The 16,641-nt window shown below is 68.6% G+C and carries 13 protein-coding genes; 6 read left to right on the top strand and 7 right to left on the bottom strand.

The features are described from left to right. From GPA22_RS20110 to GPA22_RS20090, 5 genes are read right to left on the bottom strand one after another with little or no spacing between them, the layout of a single operon-like run. On the bottom strand, positions 1–1,884 hold the full coding sequence (locus GPA22_RS20110) for an ATP-binding cassette domain-containing protein (RefSeq protein ID WP_169257850.1): 1,884 nt from the start codon (positions 1,882–1,884) through the stop codon (positions 1–3). Continuing rightward, complete coding sequence (locus tag GPA22_RS20105; RefSeq protein ID WP_169257849.1) at positions 1,871–2,770, bottom strand: ABC transporter permease subunit; 900 nt, start codon at positions 2,768–2,770, stop codon at positions 1,871–1,873. The genes GPA22_RS20110 and GPA22_RS20105 overlap by 14 nt, the downstream gene beginning before the upstream one ends. Continuing rightward, positions 2,767–3,714, bottom strand: a complete 948-nt coding sequence (locus GPA22_RS20100; RefSeq protein WP_169257848.1) for an ABC transporter permease — start codon at positions 3,712–3,714, stop codon at positions 2,767–2,769. The genes GPA22_RS20105 and GPA22_RS20100 overlap by 4 nt, the downstream gene beginning before the upstream one ends. Continuing rightward, the gene (locus GPA22_RS20095; protein ID WP_169257847.1) at positions 3,711–4,832 is read right to left on the bottom strand and encodes a polyamine ABC transporter ATP-binding protein; all 1,122 of its coding nucleotides are present in this window, start codon (positions 4,830–4,832) and stop codon (positions 3,711–3,713) included. Before GPA22_RS20095 ends, GPA22_RS20100 begins: the two co-directional genes overlap by 4 nt. Before the next feature lie 24 nt (positions 4,833–4,856). Further along, positions 4,857–5,960, bottom strand: coding sequence for a polyamine ABC transporter substrate-binding protein (locus GPA22_RS20090; RefSeq protein ID WP_169257846.1), 1,104 nt, complete (start codon positions 5,958–5,960; stop codon positions 4,857–4,859). 362 nt (positions 5,961–6,322) lie between these two features. On the opposite strand from GPA22_RS20090, the gene GPA22_RS20085 reads away from it, so the two are divergent. From GPA22_RS20085 to GPA22_RS20070, 4 genes are all read left to right on the top strand, one after another. Beyond that, positions 6,323–9,322 (top strand): type VI secretion system Vgr family protein, encoded by a 3,000-nt coding sequence (locus GPA22_RS20085; protein ID WP_169257845.1) that lies wholly within the window; start codon positions 6,323–6,325, stop codon positions 9,320–9,322. Further along, the gene (locus GPA22_RS20080) at positions 9,319–10,626 is read left to right on the top strand and encodes a glycoside hydrolase family 19 protein (RefSeq protein ID WP_169257844.1); all 1,308 of its coding nucleotides are present in this window, start codon (positions 9,319–9,321) and stop codon (positions 10,624–10,626) included. Before GPA22_RS20085 ends, GPA22_RS20080 begins: the two co-directional genes overlap by 4 nt. A 94-nt stretch (positions 10,627–10,720) precedes the next feature. Next, positions 10,721–11,368 (top strand): hypothetical protein, encoded by a 648-nt coding sequence (locus GPA22_RS20075; RefSeq protein WP_169257843.1) that lies wholly within the window; start codon positions 10,721–10,723, stop codon positions 11,366–11,368. Positions 11,369–11,504: 136 nt separating this feature from the next. Continuing rightward, positions 11,505–11,867 (top strand): hypothetical protein, encoded by a 363-nt coding sequence (locus tag GPA22_RS20070; RefSeq protein WP_169257842.1) that lies wholly within the window; start codon positions 11,505–11,507, stop codon positions 11,865–11,867. Positions 11,868–11,871: 4 nt separating this feature from the next. On the opposite strand, the gene trmA is transcribed toward GPA22_RS20070, so the two are convergent. Then, entirely contained in the window at positions 11,872–12,975 is a 1,104-nt protein-coding gene (gene trmA / locus GPA22_RS20065) for a tRNA (uridine(54)-C5)-methyltransferase TrmA (RefSeq protein WP_169257841.1), read from the bottom strand. Between the two features lie 247 nt (positions 12,976–13,222). Between trmA and GPA22_RS20060 the strand changes: the two genes are divergently transcribed. Beyond that, the gene (locus GPA22_RS20060; protein WP_169257840.1) at positions 13,223–13,432 is read left to right on the top strand and encodes a DUF3079 domain-containing protein; all 210 of its coding nucleotides are present in this window, start codon (positions 13,223–13,225) and stop codon (positions 13,430–13,432) included. 271 nt (positions 13,433–13,703) lie between these two features. Beyond that, positions 13,704–14,273, top strand: a complete 570-nt coding sequence (locus tag GPA22_RS20055; RefSeq protein WP_169257862.1) for a class I SAM-dependent methyltransferase — start codon at positions 13,704–13,706, stop codon at positions 14,271–14,273. Here GPA22_RS20055 and GPA22_RS20050 read toward each other — a convergent pair. Next, the gene (locus GPA22_RS20050; RefSeq protein ID WP_169257839.1) at positions 14,263–16,386 is read right to left on the bottom strand and encodes an AAA family ATPase; all 2,124 of its coding nucleotides are present in this window, start codon (positions 16,384–16,386) and stop codon (positions 14,263–14,265) included. The two genes, GPA22_RS20055 and GPA22_RS20050, sit on opposite strands and share 11 nt — an antisense overlap. Between the last annotated feature and the right edge of the window lie 255 nt (positions 16,387–16,641).

The following is a 16,641-nucleotide window of genomic DNA, read 5'->3' as shown; positions in this document are numbered from 1 at the left end:
TCAGCCGCGCACGCCGCCCTGCGCCGCCAGCATCTCGCGGAACAGCGGCGAGGCCTGCGCGAGCTCCCACGCCGTCCCCATCGCCTCGATGCGCCCGTCCTGCATCAGGATCACGCCGTCGAAGCGGTCGAGCAGGTGCAGGCGATGCACCGACGAGACGAGGACCGCGTCGGCGAAGTGGTCGAAGACGCCCTGGTACACGCGCGCCTCGGTTTCCGGATCGAGCGCGCTCGTCGGCTCGTCGAGCAGCACCAGCGAGCTGCCGTCGGCGGCGAGCACGCCGCGGGCGAGTGCGAGGCGCTGGCGCTGGCCGCCGGACCAGTTCGCGCCGCCTTCGACGACGCGCGCCGCCAGCCCGCCGTGCAGCCCTTCGACGAAGGCGTCCGCGCAGGTCGCCCGCAGCGCCGCGCTGATGCTGTCGGGACTGGCGGTGCCGCCCAGCAGCAGGTTCTCGGCGACCGTGCCGTCGAACATCTCGGCCTGCTGCGGGATCAGCGTCGCGATGCCGCGCAGGATCGAGGCCGTCTCCGGTGCGGGGATCGCGTCGAAGCTCACGATCGCCTCGGCGGGCGTGTCCAGCCCGGCCAGCAGGCGCAGCAGCGTGCTCTTGCCCGCGCCGCTGGGGCCGACCAGCGCGTAGCGCCGGCCGCGTTCGAGTTCCAGGTGCGGGATGTCGATCGCGGCGCCGGCGCGGTCGCTGCCGGCGTGCGCGAAGCGCAGGTCGGTGACCGTCACGTGCTGCCACGGCTCGCCTTCGGCCGAGCAGCGCGCCGGCTCGGCGGCCTCGCGTGCGGCGAACACCGGCCGCGCCGAGGCGAAGTCGGCGCGCTGGCGCGACAGCGACTGGAAGTGCGACGCGATCGCGGTGATCACGCCGCCCGCCTGCTGCGAGTATTCATACACCATGAACACCTTGCCCAGCGCGATGCCGCTCGCCACGCCCGCGGCGGCCCCGGCGCCGATCAGCCCCGCCGCCTGCGCGGCGTACACGGCGACGAGGATGCACCACAGCAGGCTCGCGAGGAGGTCGACCGCCGCCCACTTCCCCTCGTTGATGACGATGCTGCGCTTCAGCGGCCCCGCCATCGCCTCCAGCCGCGCCGCGATCAGGCGCGCGACGCCGTCGGCACGGCGCAGCGCGAGCACCGACAGCACGTTGCCGAGCACGTCGACCATCGTCGCCGACCAGGCGCGCTCGGCGCGGTTGGTGTCGACGGCGATCTTCATCATCACGCGGTCGAAGCGCGTGATCATCAACGCGATGAGGCCGTAGCCGATCACCGCGACGCTGCCGACCAGCGTGGAGATCACCCACAGCGCGACGATGGGGCCGATCAGCTGCACGGTGTTCTGCAGGTAGATGAACTGGCTCTGCGCGAAGTCGTACAGGGCGCCCGTGCTCTGCTGCACGCGATGCGTGATCTCGCCCGAGTGATGGCGCTCGTGCCACGCCAGCGGCGCGCGCATCAGGCGCCCGACCAGCAGCGCCGACAGGCGTTCGCGCACGCGCAACGCGACGTTGCGTTCGAGGATGCGGCCCGGGCCGTGCAGCAGCCAGGTCGCGACGATGGCCGTGAACAGCAGGATCAGCCAGCGCCCGGCTTCGGACAAGGCCTCGATGCCACCTTTCTGGATCGCGTTGATCGCGCTGCCGGCGAACCACGGCACGGCGAGCTTGAAGAGCTGCGACGCGAGCAGCAGCCCGAAGGCGCCGAAGATCAGGTGGCGCACGCCTTCCGCATGCTGCCACAGCGCGCGGTACATCGCCGGCAGGCTGGCCGGGCGCTCGTGCGCCGCCTCGTGCTCGGCGAGCACGGCGACGGTCGTCTGCACCGCCTGTTCGTCCTCCTGTTCGTCGGTCGCGACGGTCTCAGGGATGCGCAATCCATTCACTCCGATTGTCGGGATCCCTCAGTGTAACGGCTGACCTGCCCGCCGGTGAAATCCCTGCCGCATGGCGTGCCGCGGCCATGCGTTTCTTCTGTGCCGACAGCATGAGCCGGTTGGCGATGACGACCGCGAGGGACACGACCGCGACGATGACCGTCGCGAGCGCGTTGATCTCGGGCTTGAGGCCGTGGTGCAGGCGCGCGAACACGAGCACCGGCAGGGTCGTGCTGCCGGGGTCGGAGAGCATCGCCGCGAGCACGAAATCGTCCATCGACAGCGTGAACGCGAGCAGCCAGCCGGCCACCAGCGCCGGCGCGATCACCGGCACCGTGATGACGAAGAAGACCTTGAGGGGCGCGCAGCCGAGGTCGAGCGCGGCCTCTTCGAGCGCGCGGTCCATCTCGCGCAGGCGCGACTGCACCAGCACGGTCACGTAGGCCGTGCACAGCGTCGTGTGCGCCGCCCAGATCGCGGCGACCCCGCGCCCGCCGAGGAAGGCGAAGACGGGATGGGTGAACAGCAGCACCAGCGACAGGCCGATCACCACTTCGGGCATCACCATCGGCGCGGTCGTCATGCCGGCGAAGGCGGCACTGCCCGGGTAGCGCCCGCAGCGCGCGAGCACGAAGGCCGCCGCGCTGCCGACGATCACCGCCGCGCTCGCCGCAAACGCGCCGACGCGCAGCGACAGCAGCACGGCGGCGATCAGCTCCTCGTCGCGCAGCAGCTCCGCGTACCAGCGCAGCGAGAGGCCGTCGAGCTCGGTGGTGATCTCGCCCGCGGTGAAGGAGAACACGACCAGGCACAGGATCGGCAGGTACAGGAAGGCGTACACGACGACGAGCCAGGCCGTCGCGCCGGCGCGCGCGCGTGCGCTCATCGCTGGGCCCCGTTGCCGTTCGCGCGCCCGTGCCGATGCAGCAGCGCGATCGGCACGATCAGCACCAGCACCATCGTCACGGCCACCGCCGCGGCCATCGGCCAGTCCTGATTGGGGCCGAAGTCGTCCCAGATCTTGCGGCCGATCATCAGCACGTCGCCGCCGCCCAGCAGATCCGGGATCACGAACTCGCCCACCGCCGGGATGAACACCAGCATCGCGCCGGCGACGATGCCGCGGCGCGACAGCGGCAGGGTCACGCGCAGGAAAGTCATCCACGGTTGCGCGCCAAGGTCGGCCGCCGCCTCGAGCAGACGCTGGTCGAGCTTCACGAGGTTGGCGTAGAGCGGCAGCACCATGAAGGGCAGGTAGCTGTACACCATGCCGACCAGCACCGCGCCGCGGTTGTAGAGGAGCTGCAGCGGCGCATCGACCAGGCCCGCGGCGAGCAGCAGGCGGTTGATGAGGCCCAGCTCGCTGCTGTCAAGGAGCGACATCCACGCATACACGCGCAGCAGGAACGAGGTCCAGAACGGCAGCATCACCAGCATCAGCAGCGTGTTGCGTGCCGCCTCGCGCGAGCGTGCGATGTGGTACGCGAACGGATAGCCGATCACGAGGCACAGCAGCGTCGTCAGCGCCGCGAGCAGCAACGAGCCACCCCACGCGGCGAGGTATTGCAGGTCCGCGCCGGCCAGCCCCAGCGCCCGCAGTTCGTCATGCAGGCGGCGGTAGCTCGCGAGGTCCGGCCGGAAGTGCGGCAGCGCCGCGCCCGGCTCCAGCACGAAGGGCGACACGTAGGGCGGCACTGCCAGCTCGGGCGTCGACAGGCTCACTTTCAGGATCAGCGCGAACGGCAGCGCGAAGAACAGCAGCATCCACGCCCAGGGCAGCAGCCCGACCCAGAAGTGTCCGCGCAGGAGGAAGCAGCGCGCCCGTTTCATCGCGTCAGCACCACGCCGTCGGGCGCGAACCACGCGACGCGCACGGCGTCGCCCCAGGTCGGCGGCGCGGCGTCGCGCCACTGCGCGGACGCCACGCTCGCGATCACGATGCGGCCGTTCGCGAGCCGCACGTGATACACGGAATGGCTGCCGAGGTAGGCGATCTCGGCGACCTCGCCCACCGCGGCGTTGCAGCCGGCGCCCGCGGGTGCGGCGCCCGCCCGGCTCAGCGCGACACGCTCCGGGCGCACCGACAGCCACGCCTCCCCGCCGTCGTCCGGGTCGGCATCGGCGGGCAGCAGGATCGGCGCGGGAAAGTCCTCGCAATGCAGCGCACCGCCATCGACCCGCCCGCGGAACAGGTTGGTCTCGCCGACGAATTCGGCGGTGAAGCGGCAGTTGGGCGTCTCGTAGATCTCGCCCGGCGTGCCGACCTGCAGCAGGCGCCCCTCGTTCATCACGCCGATGCGCCCGGCCATCGTCATCGCCTCCTCCTGGTCGTGCGTGACGAGGATGCAGGTGACGCCGACGCGCTCGATCAGGTTCACGAGCTCGAGCTGCGTGCGCTGGCGGATCTTCTTGTCGAGCGCGGCGAGCGGCTCGTCGAGCAGCAGCAGCTTGGGCTCCTTCGCGAGGCTGCGCGCGAGCGCGACGCGCTGCTGCTGTCCGCCGGAGAGCTCGTGCGGCTTGCGGCGCGCGTAACGCTGCATCTGCACCAGCTCCAGCATCGCCGCGACGCGCGCAGCGACCTCGGCGCGCGCGAGCCGCGGCCGCTCCTGCCACAGGCCGAAGGCGACGTTCTGCTCCACCGTCAGGTGCGGAAACAGCGCGTAGGACTGGAACATCATGTTCGTCGGCCGCCGGTACGCCGGCACCGCCGCGAGGTCCTCGCCGTCGAGCACGATGCGGCCGGCGTCGGGCGCCTCCAACCCCGCGAGCATGCGCAGCAGCGTGGTCTTGCCGCAGCCGGAACTGCCCAGCAGCGCGAAGATCTCGCGCTCGGCGATCGCCAGCGACACGCCATCGACCGCGAGCGTGTCGTCGAAACGCCGGGTCACGCCCTCGATGCGCAGGTAGTCCCGGCGCGGCCGGGATCCGGAGTCGCTGTCCTGTACCACGGCGGCCGGCCTCCGGTCGTCCCGTTACCGGGCGGTCTTGAAGCGGTTGAACGCCTGCGTGAGCTCGCGCTGGGCGTCCTTCGTCAGCACCGGCTTCGCCTGCAGGCGCCGCTTCAGCGCCTCGGGCACGTTGATCGCCGGATTGCCGGTGATCTCGGCCCCCGTGAGCGGCAGCGCCGCCTTGTTCGCGCTGAGGTAATAGGTCTCGTTGGAAATCTGCGCCACGACCCGCGGATCCAGCATCGTGTTGATCCACGCGTGCGCATTGGCGACATGCGGCGCATCGCGCGGGATCGCCATCACATCCACCGACATCATCGCCCCCGCCTGCGGGATCAGGTAGCGGACGTTCGCGCCCGTGTGCGACTCGTTGGCGCGCCGCGCCGCGATCAGCGCGTCGCCCGAGAACATCATCGCGACGCACAGGCTGCCCTTGGCCATCAGGTCGATCGGCGACGAATTGAACACGCGGATGTCGCGCCGTACCGGACGGATGCGCGCGACCGCGGCGCGGATGTCGGCTGGCGCCATCTTCGACGTGTCGGCGCCGATGTAGATCATCGCCGCCGGGATCACGTCGCTCGCCTCGTCCATCAGCGCGATGCCACAGCCCTTCAGGCGCGCCGTCACGGCCGGATCGAACAGCAGGTCCCACGCATTGTCGGGCAGCTTGCCGCCGAGCGCCTTCCCGACCTTGTCGACGTTGATCGCGACGCCCGTCGTGTACCACATGTAGGGCACGACGAAGCGGTTGCCGGGGTCCGCGCGCCCGACCGCCTTCAGGATGAGCGGATCGAGGTTGGAATAATTGGGCAGGCGCGCCTTGTCCAGCGGCTGGAAGATGCCCGCCTGGATCTGCCGGCCCGCATACTCGACGCTCGGATACACGACGTCGTAGCCGCTCGACCCGGTCAGCAGCTTGCCCTGCAACGTCGCATTGCTGTCGTACAGGTCGTACTTCACCGAAATGCCGGTGGCCTTCTCGAAGGCGGGGATCGTGTCGCGCGCGATGTAGTCGTTCCAGTTGTACACATTGAGCGCGCGCTCGTCGGCCGCCCCCGCACCGGACGCAATGACGGCCCACCCGAAAAGACCGAGTGCCGCAGTCAGAAACCCGTGCAGTCGCATCGCCCTCCTCCGCACCAAGCCCCACGTAGCGCCATTGTGCACACGCGCCCGGAGAATGTAAGCAACATTATTCGCGGCGCAGCTGCCCGCCCGGCCCGCCGCGGGCCATCGCCCTGAGCCTTCGACCCCGTGTTGCCGGCTCAGTGCGATCCGGCGCAGGCGGGACGAGGCAAGCGAGACAAAGCAGCAGGAGTGACACCGTTCGCCCTGAGCTTGTCGAAGGGCACGTGGTAGCCCGGCGGCCGGCTCCTCGGGCCCGTCGATTATGTTTTTCGGATATGCTATAAGACTTCTTCGGCAACCAACGCCGAGACGGCACGGCCGCCTGCTTTTTTAGCGGCGGTGTGCGTACCGGATCCCACATGCCCAGCATTCCCGACCTCATCGCCGGCGGCGCCGGATGGCGCCAGACCGCGCGCCTGCTCACCCTGACGACGCCGCTCGGGCCCGACATGCTGCTCGCCGAAACAGCCGACATCGACGAGGCGCTCGGCCCGCTCGCCGACCATGCCGGCTTCCGCATCGAGCTCACCGCGCTGAGCGCCGACGCGCACCTGCCGCTCGCCACGCTCCTCGGCCAGCCGGCGCGCGTCGATCTCCTGACCGCCGCCTCGCGCACCGAACGCCGCCCCTTCCACGGCCACATCACCCACACCGCCCGCCTCGGCGCCGACGGCGGCTTCGCGCGCTACCGGCTGACGATCGAGCCCTGGCTGAGCTTCCTCGGCCACACGCAGGACAGCTATCTCTTCCAGGACATGAGCGTCGTCGACATCATCGACGAACTGCTCACCGACTGGCGCGGACAGGGCCGCCTCGTGCCCGCGTGGCGCTGGCAGCTCGCCGACCCGGCCGTCTACCCGCGGCGCGGCGTGACCACGCAATACCGCGAAAGCGACCTCGCCTTCTTCAGGCGCCTGCTCGCCGAAGAAGGTCTGTTCTGCTGGTTCGAGCACGAGGCCGACGCGGGCGCGGCGCTCGGAGCGCACACGCTGGTGATCGCCGACGACAACACCGCCTTCCGCGACAACCCGCACGCGCGCCTCCGCTTCACCCAGGCCGGCGCGACGCTCGCCGAAGACAGCCTAGACCGGTGGTCCGCGATCGCCCGCCTCGACACAACCCGCACGCGCGCCGCCAGCTGGGATTACCGCAGCCGCGCGACGCGCCCCCAGGCCGCCGACAGCGCCACGCCTGCCGGAGCCGCCGTCGACACCGTCGCCACCGACGACCCCGGCCCCTACGCCTGGCAGACCGCGGCGGACGGCGAACGCATGATCCGCCGCCAGCGCGAGGCCATCGACGCGCGCACGCAGCAGTTCGCCGGCGAAGGCAGCGCACGCGGCGCCGCACCGGGCACCACCTTCGAACTCCTCGACCATTCCCGCCACGCGGGCACCGACCGGCGCCGCTTCCTGATCACCGCCGTCACCCATCGCGCCCGCAACAACCTCGCGACGCTGCGGCCCGCGGCCGCCGACTCCGGCGAGGACGCCGGACAAGTCGACTTCTACCGCAACCGCCTCCAGTGCGTCCCCGCCGGCGTGCCGTGGCGCCCGCTGATGCACGACGGCCACGGCCGCACGATCCACCCGCGCCCCACCGCGACCGGCCCCGCCACCGCGATCGTCGTCGGCGACTGCACCGGCCGAGGCGAGCCGGCGCCCACCCACACCGACCGCGACCACCGCATCCGCGTGCAATTCCACTGGCAGCGCGGCAGCCGCTCCGCCAGCCGCCAGCCCCACCCCGGCGGCAGCGACAACGCCCCGGCCGATGCCACGCGCGGCGTGTGGCTGCGAGTGCTCTCGCCGATGGCCGGCGCCGACTGGGGCGGCCACTTCGTCCCGCGGCCGGGACAGGAAGTGCTGGTCGCCTTCCAGCACGGCAACATCGACCGCCCCGTCGTCATCGGCAGCGTCTACAACGGCCAGGGCAACGCGGATGCCGCCGGCAACCGCCTCGCCGGCGGCACCCAGCACGCCACCGCCAACGCCCCGGCCTGGTTCGCCGGCCAATCCGATCCCGCGCACAGCCACCGCGCCAGCCTCTCCGGCCTGAAGACGCAGGAACTCGCGGCGAGCCGCAGCGGGCAAGGCGGCCACAACCAGCTCGTCTTCGACGACACGCCGGGCGAAGGGCGGATCGAACTCTCCACCACCCAGCACGCCACGCGGCTGCAGCTCGGCCACCTCAAGCAGCAGACCGGCAACGCCCGACAGGCCAGCCGCGGGCACGGCGCCGAACTCGCGACCCACGCGGCCATCGCCGTGCGCGCCGGCAGCGGCCTCCTCGTCAGCGCCGACGCCCGAGCCGACGCCAGCGGCCACCACCTCGACAGCCGCGAAGCCATCGACCGGACCGAACACGCTCACGACCTCGTGCAAGGGCTGGCCGGGATCGCGCAACAGCACCACGCCGGACTCCCGTCCGACAACGCCGCCGAGCACCTCCCCGCCGCCGCCTCCCTCGCCCGCGCCCGCGACGCCCTCGCCGCCACAACCGGCCACCCGGCACCCGGCCGCGACGCCCCGAGCGACGGCATCCGCCGCACCGCCGGCGGCACCGGCACGGTCGCGGCCTGGTCGTCACCGCGGATCCAGTACAACGCCCCCGCCGGCATCGCCCTCCTCACCCCGCAGGACCAGATCCTCGCCACCGGCCAGCACCTCGTCACCGCGACCGGCGACGCCCAGCTCGTCAGCCAGGGCAATCACGGCATGGCGGCCCGCAACGGCATCGCCCTCTTCACCGCCGGCAAAGCCCCGAACGGTGCAAAACCCACCACCGAAACCGGCATCCACCTGCACGCCGCGAGCGGCGCGATCAGCGTGCAAAGCCAGAGCGGCAAGCTCACCGCCGCCGCCGACCGGAAGGTCACCGTCGCCAGCACCACCGCCACCGTGTCGGCAAGCGCCCGAAAACACCTCCTCGCCACCGCGCAGGGGGCCTATCTCAGGATCGAAGGGGGCGACATCCAGCTGCATGCACCGGGGAAGGTTGCGCTCAAGGCGAGCAGGAAGAATCTGACGGGGCCGAAGGCAACGACGGTGAAGCTACCGAGTTTCCCGGTATCGGGCCTGGGCGAACTTGCATCAGGCGTCGGCACATCCTGCACGGCCGTTTTTGACATCGGGAGCCTGATCCACAACGACCCTTCACTGCTGGGTACAGACTTTGAAGTATGGACACGGGGCGAAACGCCGGAGCTGATCGCCCGGGGGACGCTCGATGAGCTCAATCGCAGCTTCGTCGTCAGCACCGCAAGCGCCGAATCGATTGAACTGTTCGCAGGGGAGGGCGAATGGACGGATTTCATCGATAGCGTGGACCACGTCCACGACACGGGAGAGTTCGCGTGAGCGTCTGGGAAGATTTTCTCGAAAGGATGACGAAGGGAGTCCAGTCCCTCCTGCCTGATAGCACCATTTTCCCGGACACGAGCGGTGAAGCCGCTCCCCTGTCGCCGGGCAAAGTCATGATCTGTTTCGTCAACCGCTACATGAATGCGCTCGACGGCGTGAAATACAGAATCCGCTTCGATGGTCGGGAACTGACGGGCACCACTTCCGACGCCCACTATTGCATCGAATTCCAGCCCAAAACGCTTGCTCCGATCCGGGTGTGGGTCTGGTCGCGCCAGCGCAAGGACTTCAAGGAACTGGACCCCGTCGTGCCCTTGCCGGGTCAGCCCATGTTGGTGCGCAAGCGCCTGAACACCCTCAAGGTGCTGGGAGAAACGGACAAACCGGAACAGCCCAAGGCGCCACTACCTCGCCCCGAGGCCCCTCGACCCGCACCGCTCCCTGGCCCCTCGCCCGCGGCCAACCAGGGAATTCATCCCCAAGCACCCGAGCGTGATGAACAAGGCAACCCGCTGTTCCCAGCCGAACGGCCCGTGCCAGACCAGATCACGGTCGCACAGTTGCGCACGATCTTCCCGAAGAATAAGGGCGGAGCGCCGACCGACTCACACCTGCAAGCCGTGGCGGACGAACTCAATGCCGACCTGGGAAAATACAAGCTCGACACGCCCTTCCGTCGTGCGCACTTCTTCGGTCAGATCAAACGCGAAGCCGGCCCGACGCTCTCCGGCGCCGCGGAGAGCCTGAACTACAGCCCGGAGGGGCTCAAAGGCACCTTCGGCTACTACAAGCGAAATCCGAGCGACGCGCAAACCGACGGCCGCAGTGTCACGACACTCCCCAACGGCGCGAAGCAAAAGAAACCCGCCGACCAAGAGACGATTGCGAATAAGGCGTATGGGACAGGAAGAAAGAGTATAGAGCTAGGCAACACTGAAGCCGGCGATGGCTGGCGCTTCCGCGGCCGGGGCATGAAGCAGCTGACTGGACGACGCAACTACCGAGACTTTACAGCTCGACATCGGGAGATCTGGGACGAAAGCGTCGATTTCGAGCAACAAAATGATTTGGTCGGCCACATGCCCTATGCCATCCGTTCGGCGGTGTCGTTCTGGCTGGATAACAAGTGTTGGCGAGCGGCTGATGGAGGTATCACCGACGCTGCCATCGATGCCGTCACCCGGATTGTCAATCCGGGTGAGATGGACAATCACAATAATGGCAGTTACAAGGTCGCGGCCAACAACCCCGTGCTGCAGCGACGCAGCTACGCGAAACTCGCTTACGCCGCATTCACCTGATTGGAGCAAATCGTCCGTGCGTCGCCTTTATACAGCCCTCTTGTCGCTAGCACTGACGTGCCTGCCGGCCTCTCACTCCCTAGCCGAAATTACCTTGGACAAGACTTTGGATGTCAAACCGGTAGTCCCGTCCATTGAACTATCGATCAAGCGCTACGCAGCCCCGCGCGCCAAGGGGATGTTCAGTGACAACATTTGGGTATTTGACGGTAAGGAGGATATAGACAATTCGATCTTCGCATGGACGATTTCCGGAAAGAAGTACCTGAGCGCCGCAGCGCAATACACCTCGAATATTGACCCTTTGCCAGACTGTGACAGCAACTGCGACTGGGCCGTGAATAGCCACATGGTCTGTCATTTATTTCTGTTCGACGCCGGTACCTTGAGTCTGGCCGAAGTCGTCCCGCTCAACATCGTCCGCGACCGCCGTCTGTTGAAAGGCAAACCCCGGTGCCAGAGCGTTAAGGCGATGGCTGTTGCGGGTGCTGCGCGCGACGTCCTGCTGATCACCCTCGGATATTCCGACAGCGCGGAACCTGCCGAAGCCCGTTACGAACCGCCCGAGTTCGTCACCACTGTCGCCCTGCACTTCGACCCCGCGCCCGGCGTGCTGCGCGTCGCACAACGCGACGATTGTCTCGGCAAACCGAACAACTACAAGACCATTGCCGCAGCGCGCAAGCGCCTGCGCGAGTGCGAGGCGACAATTCCCCGTTCGCAAGAAACGGGAGCACGTTAAACCGGGCGATCCGTCTCGACAATCGGCTTGCGGTCAGGTCCGGGGCGGATCCTGCTGCCTGCACCCTGAAGCGATTTCGCATGGAATCATCCGCCCCGCGCAACGTCCAATCCCCACCAGAACGAAAGGAGTCGCCATGAACTCCCCGCATATCCCCGACAGAACCGCCGTCTCGACGGTGTTCGAACGCAACCTGCTCTTACGGCTTCCCTTCGTGCTGGTGGGCGGCACGCTGATCGCCGGCCTGGCGCCGGCGCTCGCGCGCCTGCTGGCATGGGCCGGGTTCGGGCCGGATCCGACCGCCAGCATCACGACCGCGGACATCATCGGCATCAGCATCCTCGGCCTGACCTTCAGCAGCGTCACCGTGCTGGCGATCGGCGCGGTGATCGTGCTGATCATGAAGGGGCCGGCGTATTTCGCCGACTCCTATCCGCTGGAGGACGCCGAGCGCCCCGATCCGCCGTCGACGCCGCGCCCCCAGGGACGCCGCCGCTGAACCTTCAGCCGCCCGCGGTACGCCGCGTCAGCAGCAGCCCGGCCTCGAGGTGGTGCGTGTAAGGGAACTGGTCGAACACCGCGGCGGCAGCGATGTCGTGCGTGTCGGCGAGGGCGGCGACGTTGTCGCGCAGCGTCACCGGGTTGCACGAGATGTAGAGGATGCGGTCGAAGCCGCGCGCGAGCTTCACCGTGGCGTCGTCGAGGCCGCTGCGCGGCGGGTCGACGAAGAGCGTGGAGAAGCGGTAGTTCGCGAGATCGACGTCCTTCATGCGGCGGTACTCGCGCCCGCCAGCGAAGGCGTCGCTGATCTCGTCGCTCGACATGCGCACCATCGTGATGTTGTCGATGCCGTTGGCCTCGAGGTTGTAGTGCGCGGCGCGCACCGAGGACTTGCTGACCTCGGTCGCAAGCACGTGCTCGAAGAGCGGCGCCAGCGCCATCGTGAAGTTGCCGTTGCCGCAATAGAGCTCGAGCAGGTCGCCGCCGACGCCCATCACCTGGCGCCGCGCCCAGCCGAGCATCTGCCGGTTCACACCGCCGTTGGGCTGCGTGAAGCTGCCTTCGATCTGCTGGTAGCGCAGGCGCCGGCCGTCCACGTCGAACTCTTCCAGCAGCCAGTCGCGATCGAGCACGATCTTCTGCTTGCGGCTGCGGCCGATGACCTGCACGCCCAGCCGCTCCGCGAGCACGCGCGCCGCCGCCGCCCACGCCTCGTCGAGGGCGCGGTGATAAACCAGGCTCACCATCAGTTCGCCGCTCAGCGTCGCGAGGAACTCGACCTGGAAGATCTTCCTGCGCAGCACGTCGTCCGCCCGCAGCGCATCGCGCAGGCGCGGCATCAGTGCGCAGATCGGCGCCGCCGCCGCAGGGAAGTCTTCGAGCAGCACCGGCGTCTTCGGGTCGTCCGCGGCGAACATCGCGTAATCGACGAGGCCGTCGCCGTGGTGCCACATGCGGAATTCGGCCCGCAGGCGGTAGTGCAGCGGCTCGGACGCGAACACCTCCGGGGCGGAGACGCCCAGCGGCGCGAAATCGCCCGCAAAGCGGGCCACCTTCTCGGCAAGCTGGACAGGATAGTCGGCGGGATCGAAGCGGGGCAGTGACATCTTGGTTCGGCAGTGCGGGCGCAACACTCCGGACGGGCTGTGGCGCGGGTTCGGCAGGCGGATCGGCAAGGCGGAAAGCGGAAGGGTCGATCCGCGGAGACGCGACTATACGCCGCCCGCGGCTGCGCTGCAGCCGTCGCGACGCGGGAGCAATCTTGACGGACATCAAAGTTCGTCCGCCATAACCGAGTAAAGTTGTCGGACATCTACAGAATCCGCACCCGAAGCGGTCACGGGGCTCCCCGACATGGCCAAGAAATTCCCCCTCCACCCCAAGCACCCCGAACGCATCTGCTGGGGCTGCGACAAGTACTGCCCGGCGGACTCGCTCGGCTGCGGCAACGGCTCGGGCCGCACGCAACACCCGGCCGAATTGCTCGGCGATGACTGGTACGAGTACGGCGACTGGGGCCTCGACGTCCCGGACGATACCAAAAAGCCCGAGACCGCGACCTGAGGTCCGTCCCGGCACTTTGCGCGAACCCGGACAGGTTTCCGGGAGCGCCGCGTCATCGCGCAGACGACGCACACCGCCCGACCCGGCCCCCCGCCCGTCGTCACCCGGCACGCCCGCGACGCCGCGGGGAACTTGCCACGTCGCCCGGCGTTCTCAGGCAGAAGAAAACAGCGCCACGACTCCCCCTGACGGCCTGAGCGGCGCGGAGGGTTTTCATCACAAAACGTAAGCGCACGCGCCCCGGTAGCGGTCGCTCACTAATATGGCGGACATGTTTCGGCTTGCCACGCCCTCTTCTGCGCACCTGCAGCTGCTGGTCGCCATGCTGCGAAACCCGGCGTCGACCGGTACGCTGCTGCCGTCCTCGCGCGCGCTCGCGAACGCGATGGCAGGCGCCGCGGAGGGCGCCGATCTCGTCGTCGAACTCGGCGCGGGCACGGGACCGGTCACCGACGCCTTGCTGCAGAAACTGCCTCACGTACCCCTGATCGCGGTCGAACTGCAGGCCGCCCTCGTGCGCCGCCTGCGCCATCGCTATCCCGGCGCCGACATCCGCCAGGCCACGGCCAGCCAGGTCGTCGATTCCCTGATGGAGCACCCCGGCCGGATCGTCCTCGTCTCCAGCCTGCCCTTCCGCTCGCTCCCCGCACCCGTCGCGACCGAAACCGCGCACAGCCTGTGCCGCTTTCTCGCGCACAACCCCGAGCGCAAGCTCGTGCAGTTCACCTACCAGCCGCGCGCACCCTTCGCGGCGCCGCGGCATCTGCGCTGGAAGCGCACCTCGGTGATCTGGCGCAACACCCCGCCGGCGGGAATCTGGGAGCTCGGGCTCACACCCTGAACGCGAGGCCGGAACCGGCCCGCGAGTCCGGGGGTGCCGCACTCGACGCCTCGAAGCGCCGGATCTCCGCCAGCGCCTCGTCCAGACTCATCTCGCCGGCCTCCAGCAGCCTGCCGACCAGATGCTCCGTGAGCGGCCTGAGCCCCGCCAGCACCGCCTTGGTCTCGCCATACAGACGCTCGCTCTGCGCCTCCATGATGCCGCGCGTTTCCTCGTCGAGGACGCGGCTCGACCGCTGGCCGTCGTTCGTGAGCGCGCCGAAGTTGAGGCGCGTCTTGCGGTACATGCCCATTTCGCCGACGGCGTGATGCAGCAGCTGGGTGACGCGGGTGATGTCGTTGTGGGCGCCGTTGGTCGTGCCGTCCTCGCCGAAGAAGAGTTCCTCGTTGGCCATGCCGCCGAGCAGCACGCGCACGTCGTGCTCGATGTCGCCCTTGGTCTTCAGCAGGTTGGCGCCCTGCTTGTGAAAGACGAAGCCCAGGGCGTTGCTGCGCGGAATGGCCTTCAGCGAGATCTTGATCGTCTTCATGTCGGCGAGGATGCGGTCCCAGTCGTCACGCGTGCGCTCGCGCTCGCGCTGCAGGTCGACCAGGAAGTGGCCCCACTCGTGCACGGCGATGATGCGCCGGTCGCGCTCGCGTTCGTCGGTGGTGTTGGAATTGACGTTGCCGACCAGCACGCGCTCGGCGGCCTGCATCAGCGTATCCGCGCCGATCATCTCGCCCGCCTGCACCGCAGTGATACCGGCCTGATTGACGATGGTCTCGAGGTCCGCGGGGCTGCGCCCTTCGGTGACGCCGACGAGGTGGCTCAGGTCGAGGCCGGGCAGCACCTTGTCGGCGCGCTGCGCGAGGTAGTGGCGGACGATCGCGAGGCGCTCCTCGCGGTTGGGCAGGCGGAAGTCCACCTTCATCTGGAAGCGGCGCAGCATCGCCTCGTCCATCTCCATCGACTGGCTGTTGAAGTTGCTCGCCACGATCCAGATGATCTCCGCCTCGTCCTTGCTGCGCACGCCGTCGAGCACGGCAAGCAGGGTATTGGCGGTATCGTCGTCGAACTTGCGCCGTCCGCCGCGCTTCATGAAGAGATCCTGCGCTTCGTCGAGGAACACGATGCAGCGCTTGCGCCGCTTTGCCATCGACACGATGCGGTTGAGGGTGTTCGCACCGCCGGCCACGTAACCCGTTTCCAGGTTCGCGGCGGAGTGGAACAGGATCGGCAGGTTCAGCTCCTTCGCGAGATAGCTCGCGAGCTTGGTCTTGCCGGTGCCGGCCGGGCCGCTGAACATCACGTTGAACGGCTTGCGGATGCCGTATTCGGCGTACAGCGCACGCCGCTCGTACTGGTCCTTGATCTGTGCAACCTCGGCCTTGATGTCGTCCATGCCGACGAGTTCGTCGATGGAGCCGCGCACCTGCCCGGGCTCGATGAACTTCAGCGATTTGAACTGACCCCGCAGCTGCATGAACAGGAAGGTGAGCAGCCCCAGCATCAGCGCGGTCGACAGCACGCCGCTGACCACGGCGCGCCAGCCGTCGTCGGCCGAACGCGGGCGCCCGGTCGCGAAGCGCTGGTCGAGACGCTCGAACACCTTCAGCGCCCCCTCGCCGAGTTCGGCCCGCGGAATGAAGGCGAGCCGGCCGGACCACGGCGCCGACACCGCCTTGTCGGCGAAGATCTTCGTTTCCAGGTCGCTCGGGTAGTAGGCGTGCTGCTGTCCCTGCGACTGCACGAGGATGATGCGCTCCGACAGGTTCCACATCAGCGGCTCGTAGATCACCGTGACGCGGTCGACCGGGTTCGCGTCGAGGAAGCCGAGCACCGAGCCGCTGCCGAACACCACCGGCACGCTCTCGTCGAACGCCCACACCCCCGCGTCCGGCCCGCCGCCGACCGCCATCGCCTTGACTTCCTCGGCCAGCACGGCGCGCTTCTGCGCCAGCATCACGGAATGGATGGCCGTGAAGGGGATCAGCACGGCGACCGCCACGACGACGCACCTGACCAGCGTAGACTGGACCACGAACCAGTCCTGCAGCCGGCTGGCGAATTTCTTCAGCCTGAGCCAGGAACGGGTCGGCGCAGCGGGACGGACGTTCGACTCATCTGCCATGAAGGTCCTCCGCTACGGCCGCATCGCCAGATTCCGGGGCGAAAGTCGCCGCTCGGCACCTGTTGGGCCTACCCGCGCGGTGACAGCGGAATGGCCCCCCGTTCGGCGATGCCCGCCCGGACGCACGCCGAGCGGCATCGAATGGCTTCAGCATAGCGAAACAGCGCTCCGGCCTGGCGTGAAGTATTGAACGCGGGCCGAGCGATCACACTCGGGGCGAGGACAGACGTCCGCTCAGCGCACGCCGGGCGGCGG

This window comes from Aromatoleum toluvorans (assembly GCF_012910905.1).
GTDB lineage: Bacteria > Pseudomonadota > Gammaproteobacteria > Burkholderiales > Rhodocyclaceae > Aromatoleum > Aromatoleum toluvorans.
The sequence above is the reverse complement of the archived record's forward strand: the minus strand, read 5'-3'. Positions and strand labels throughout refer to the sequence as shown.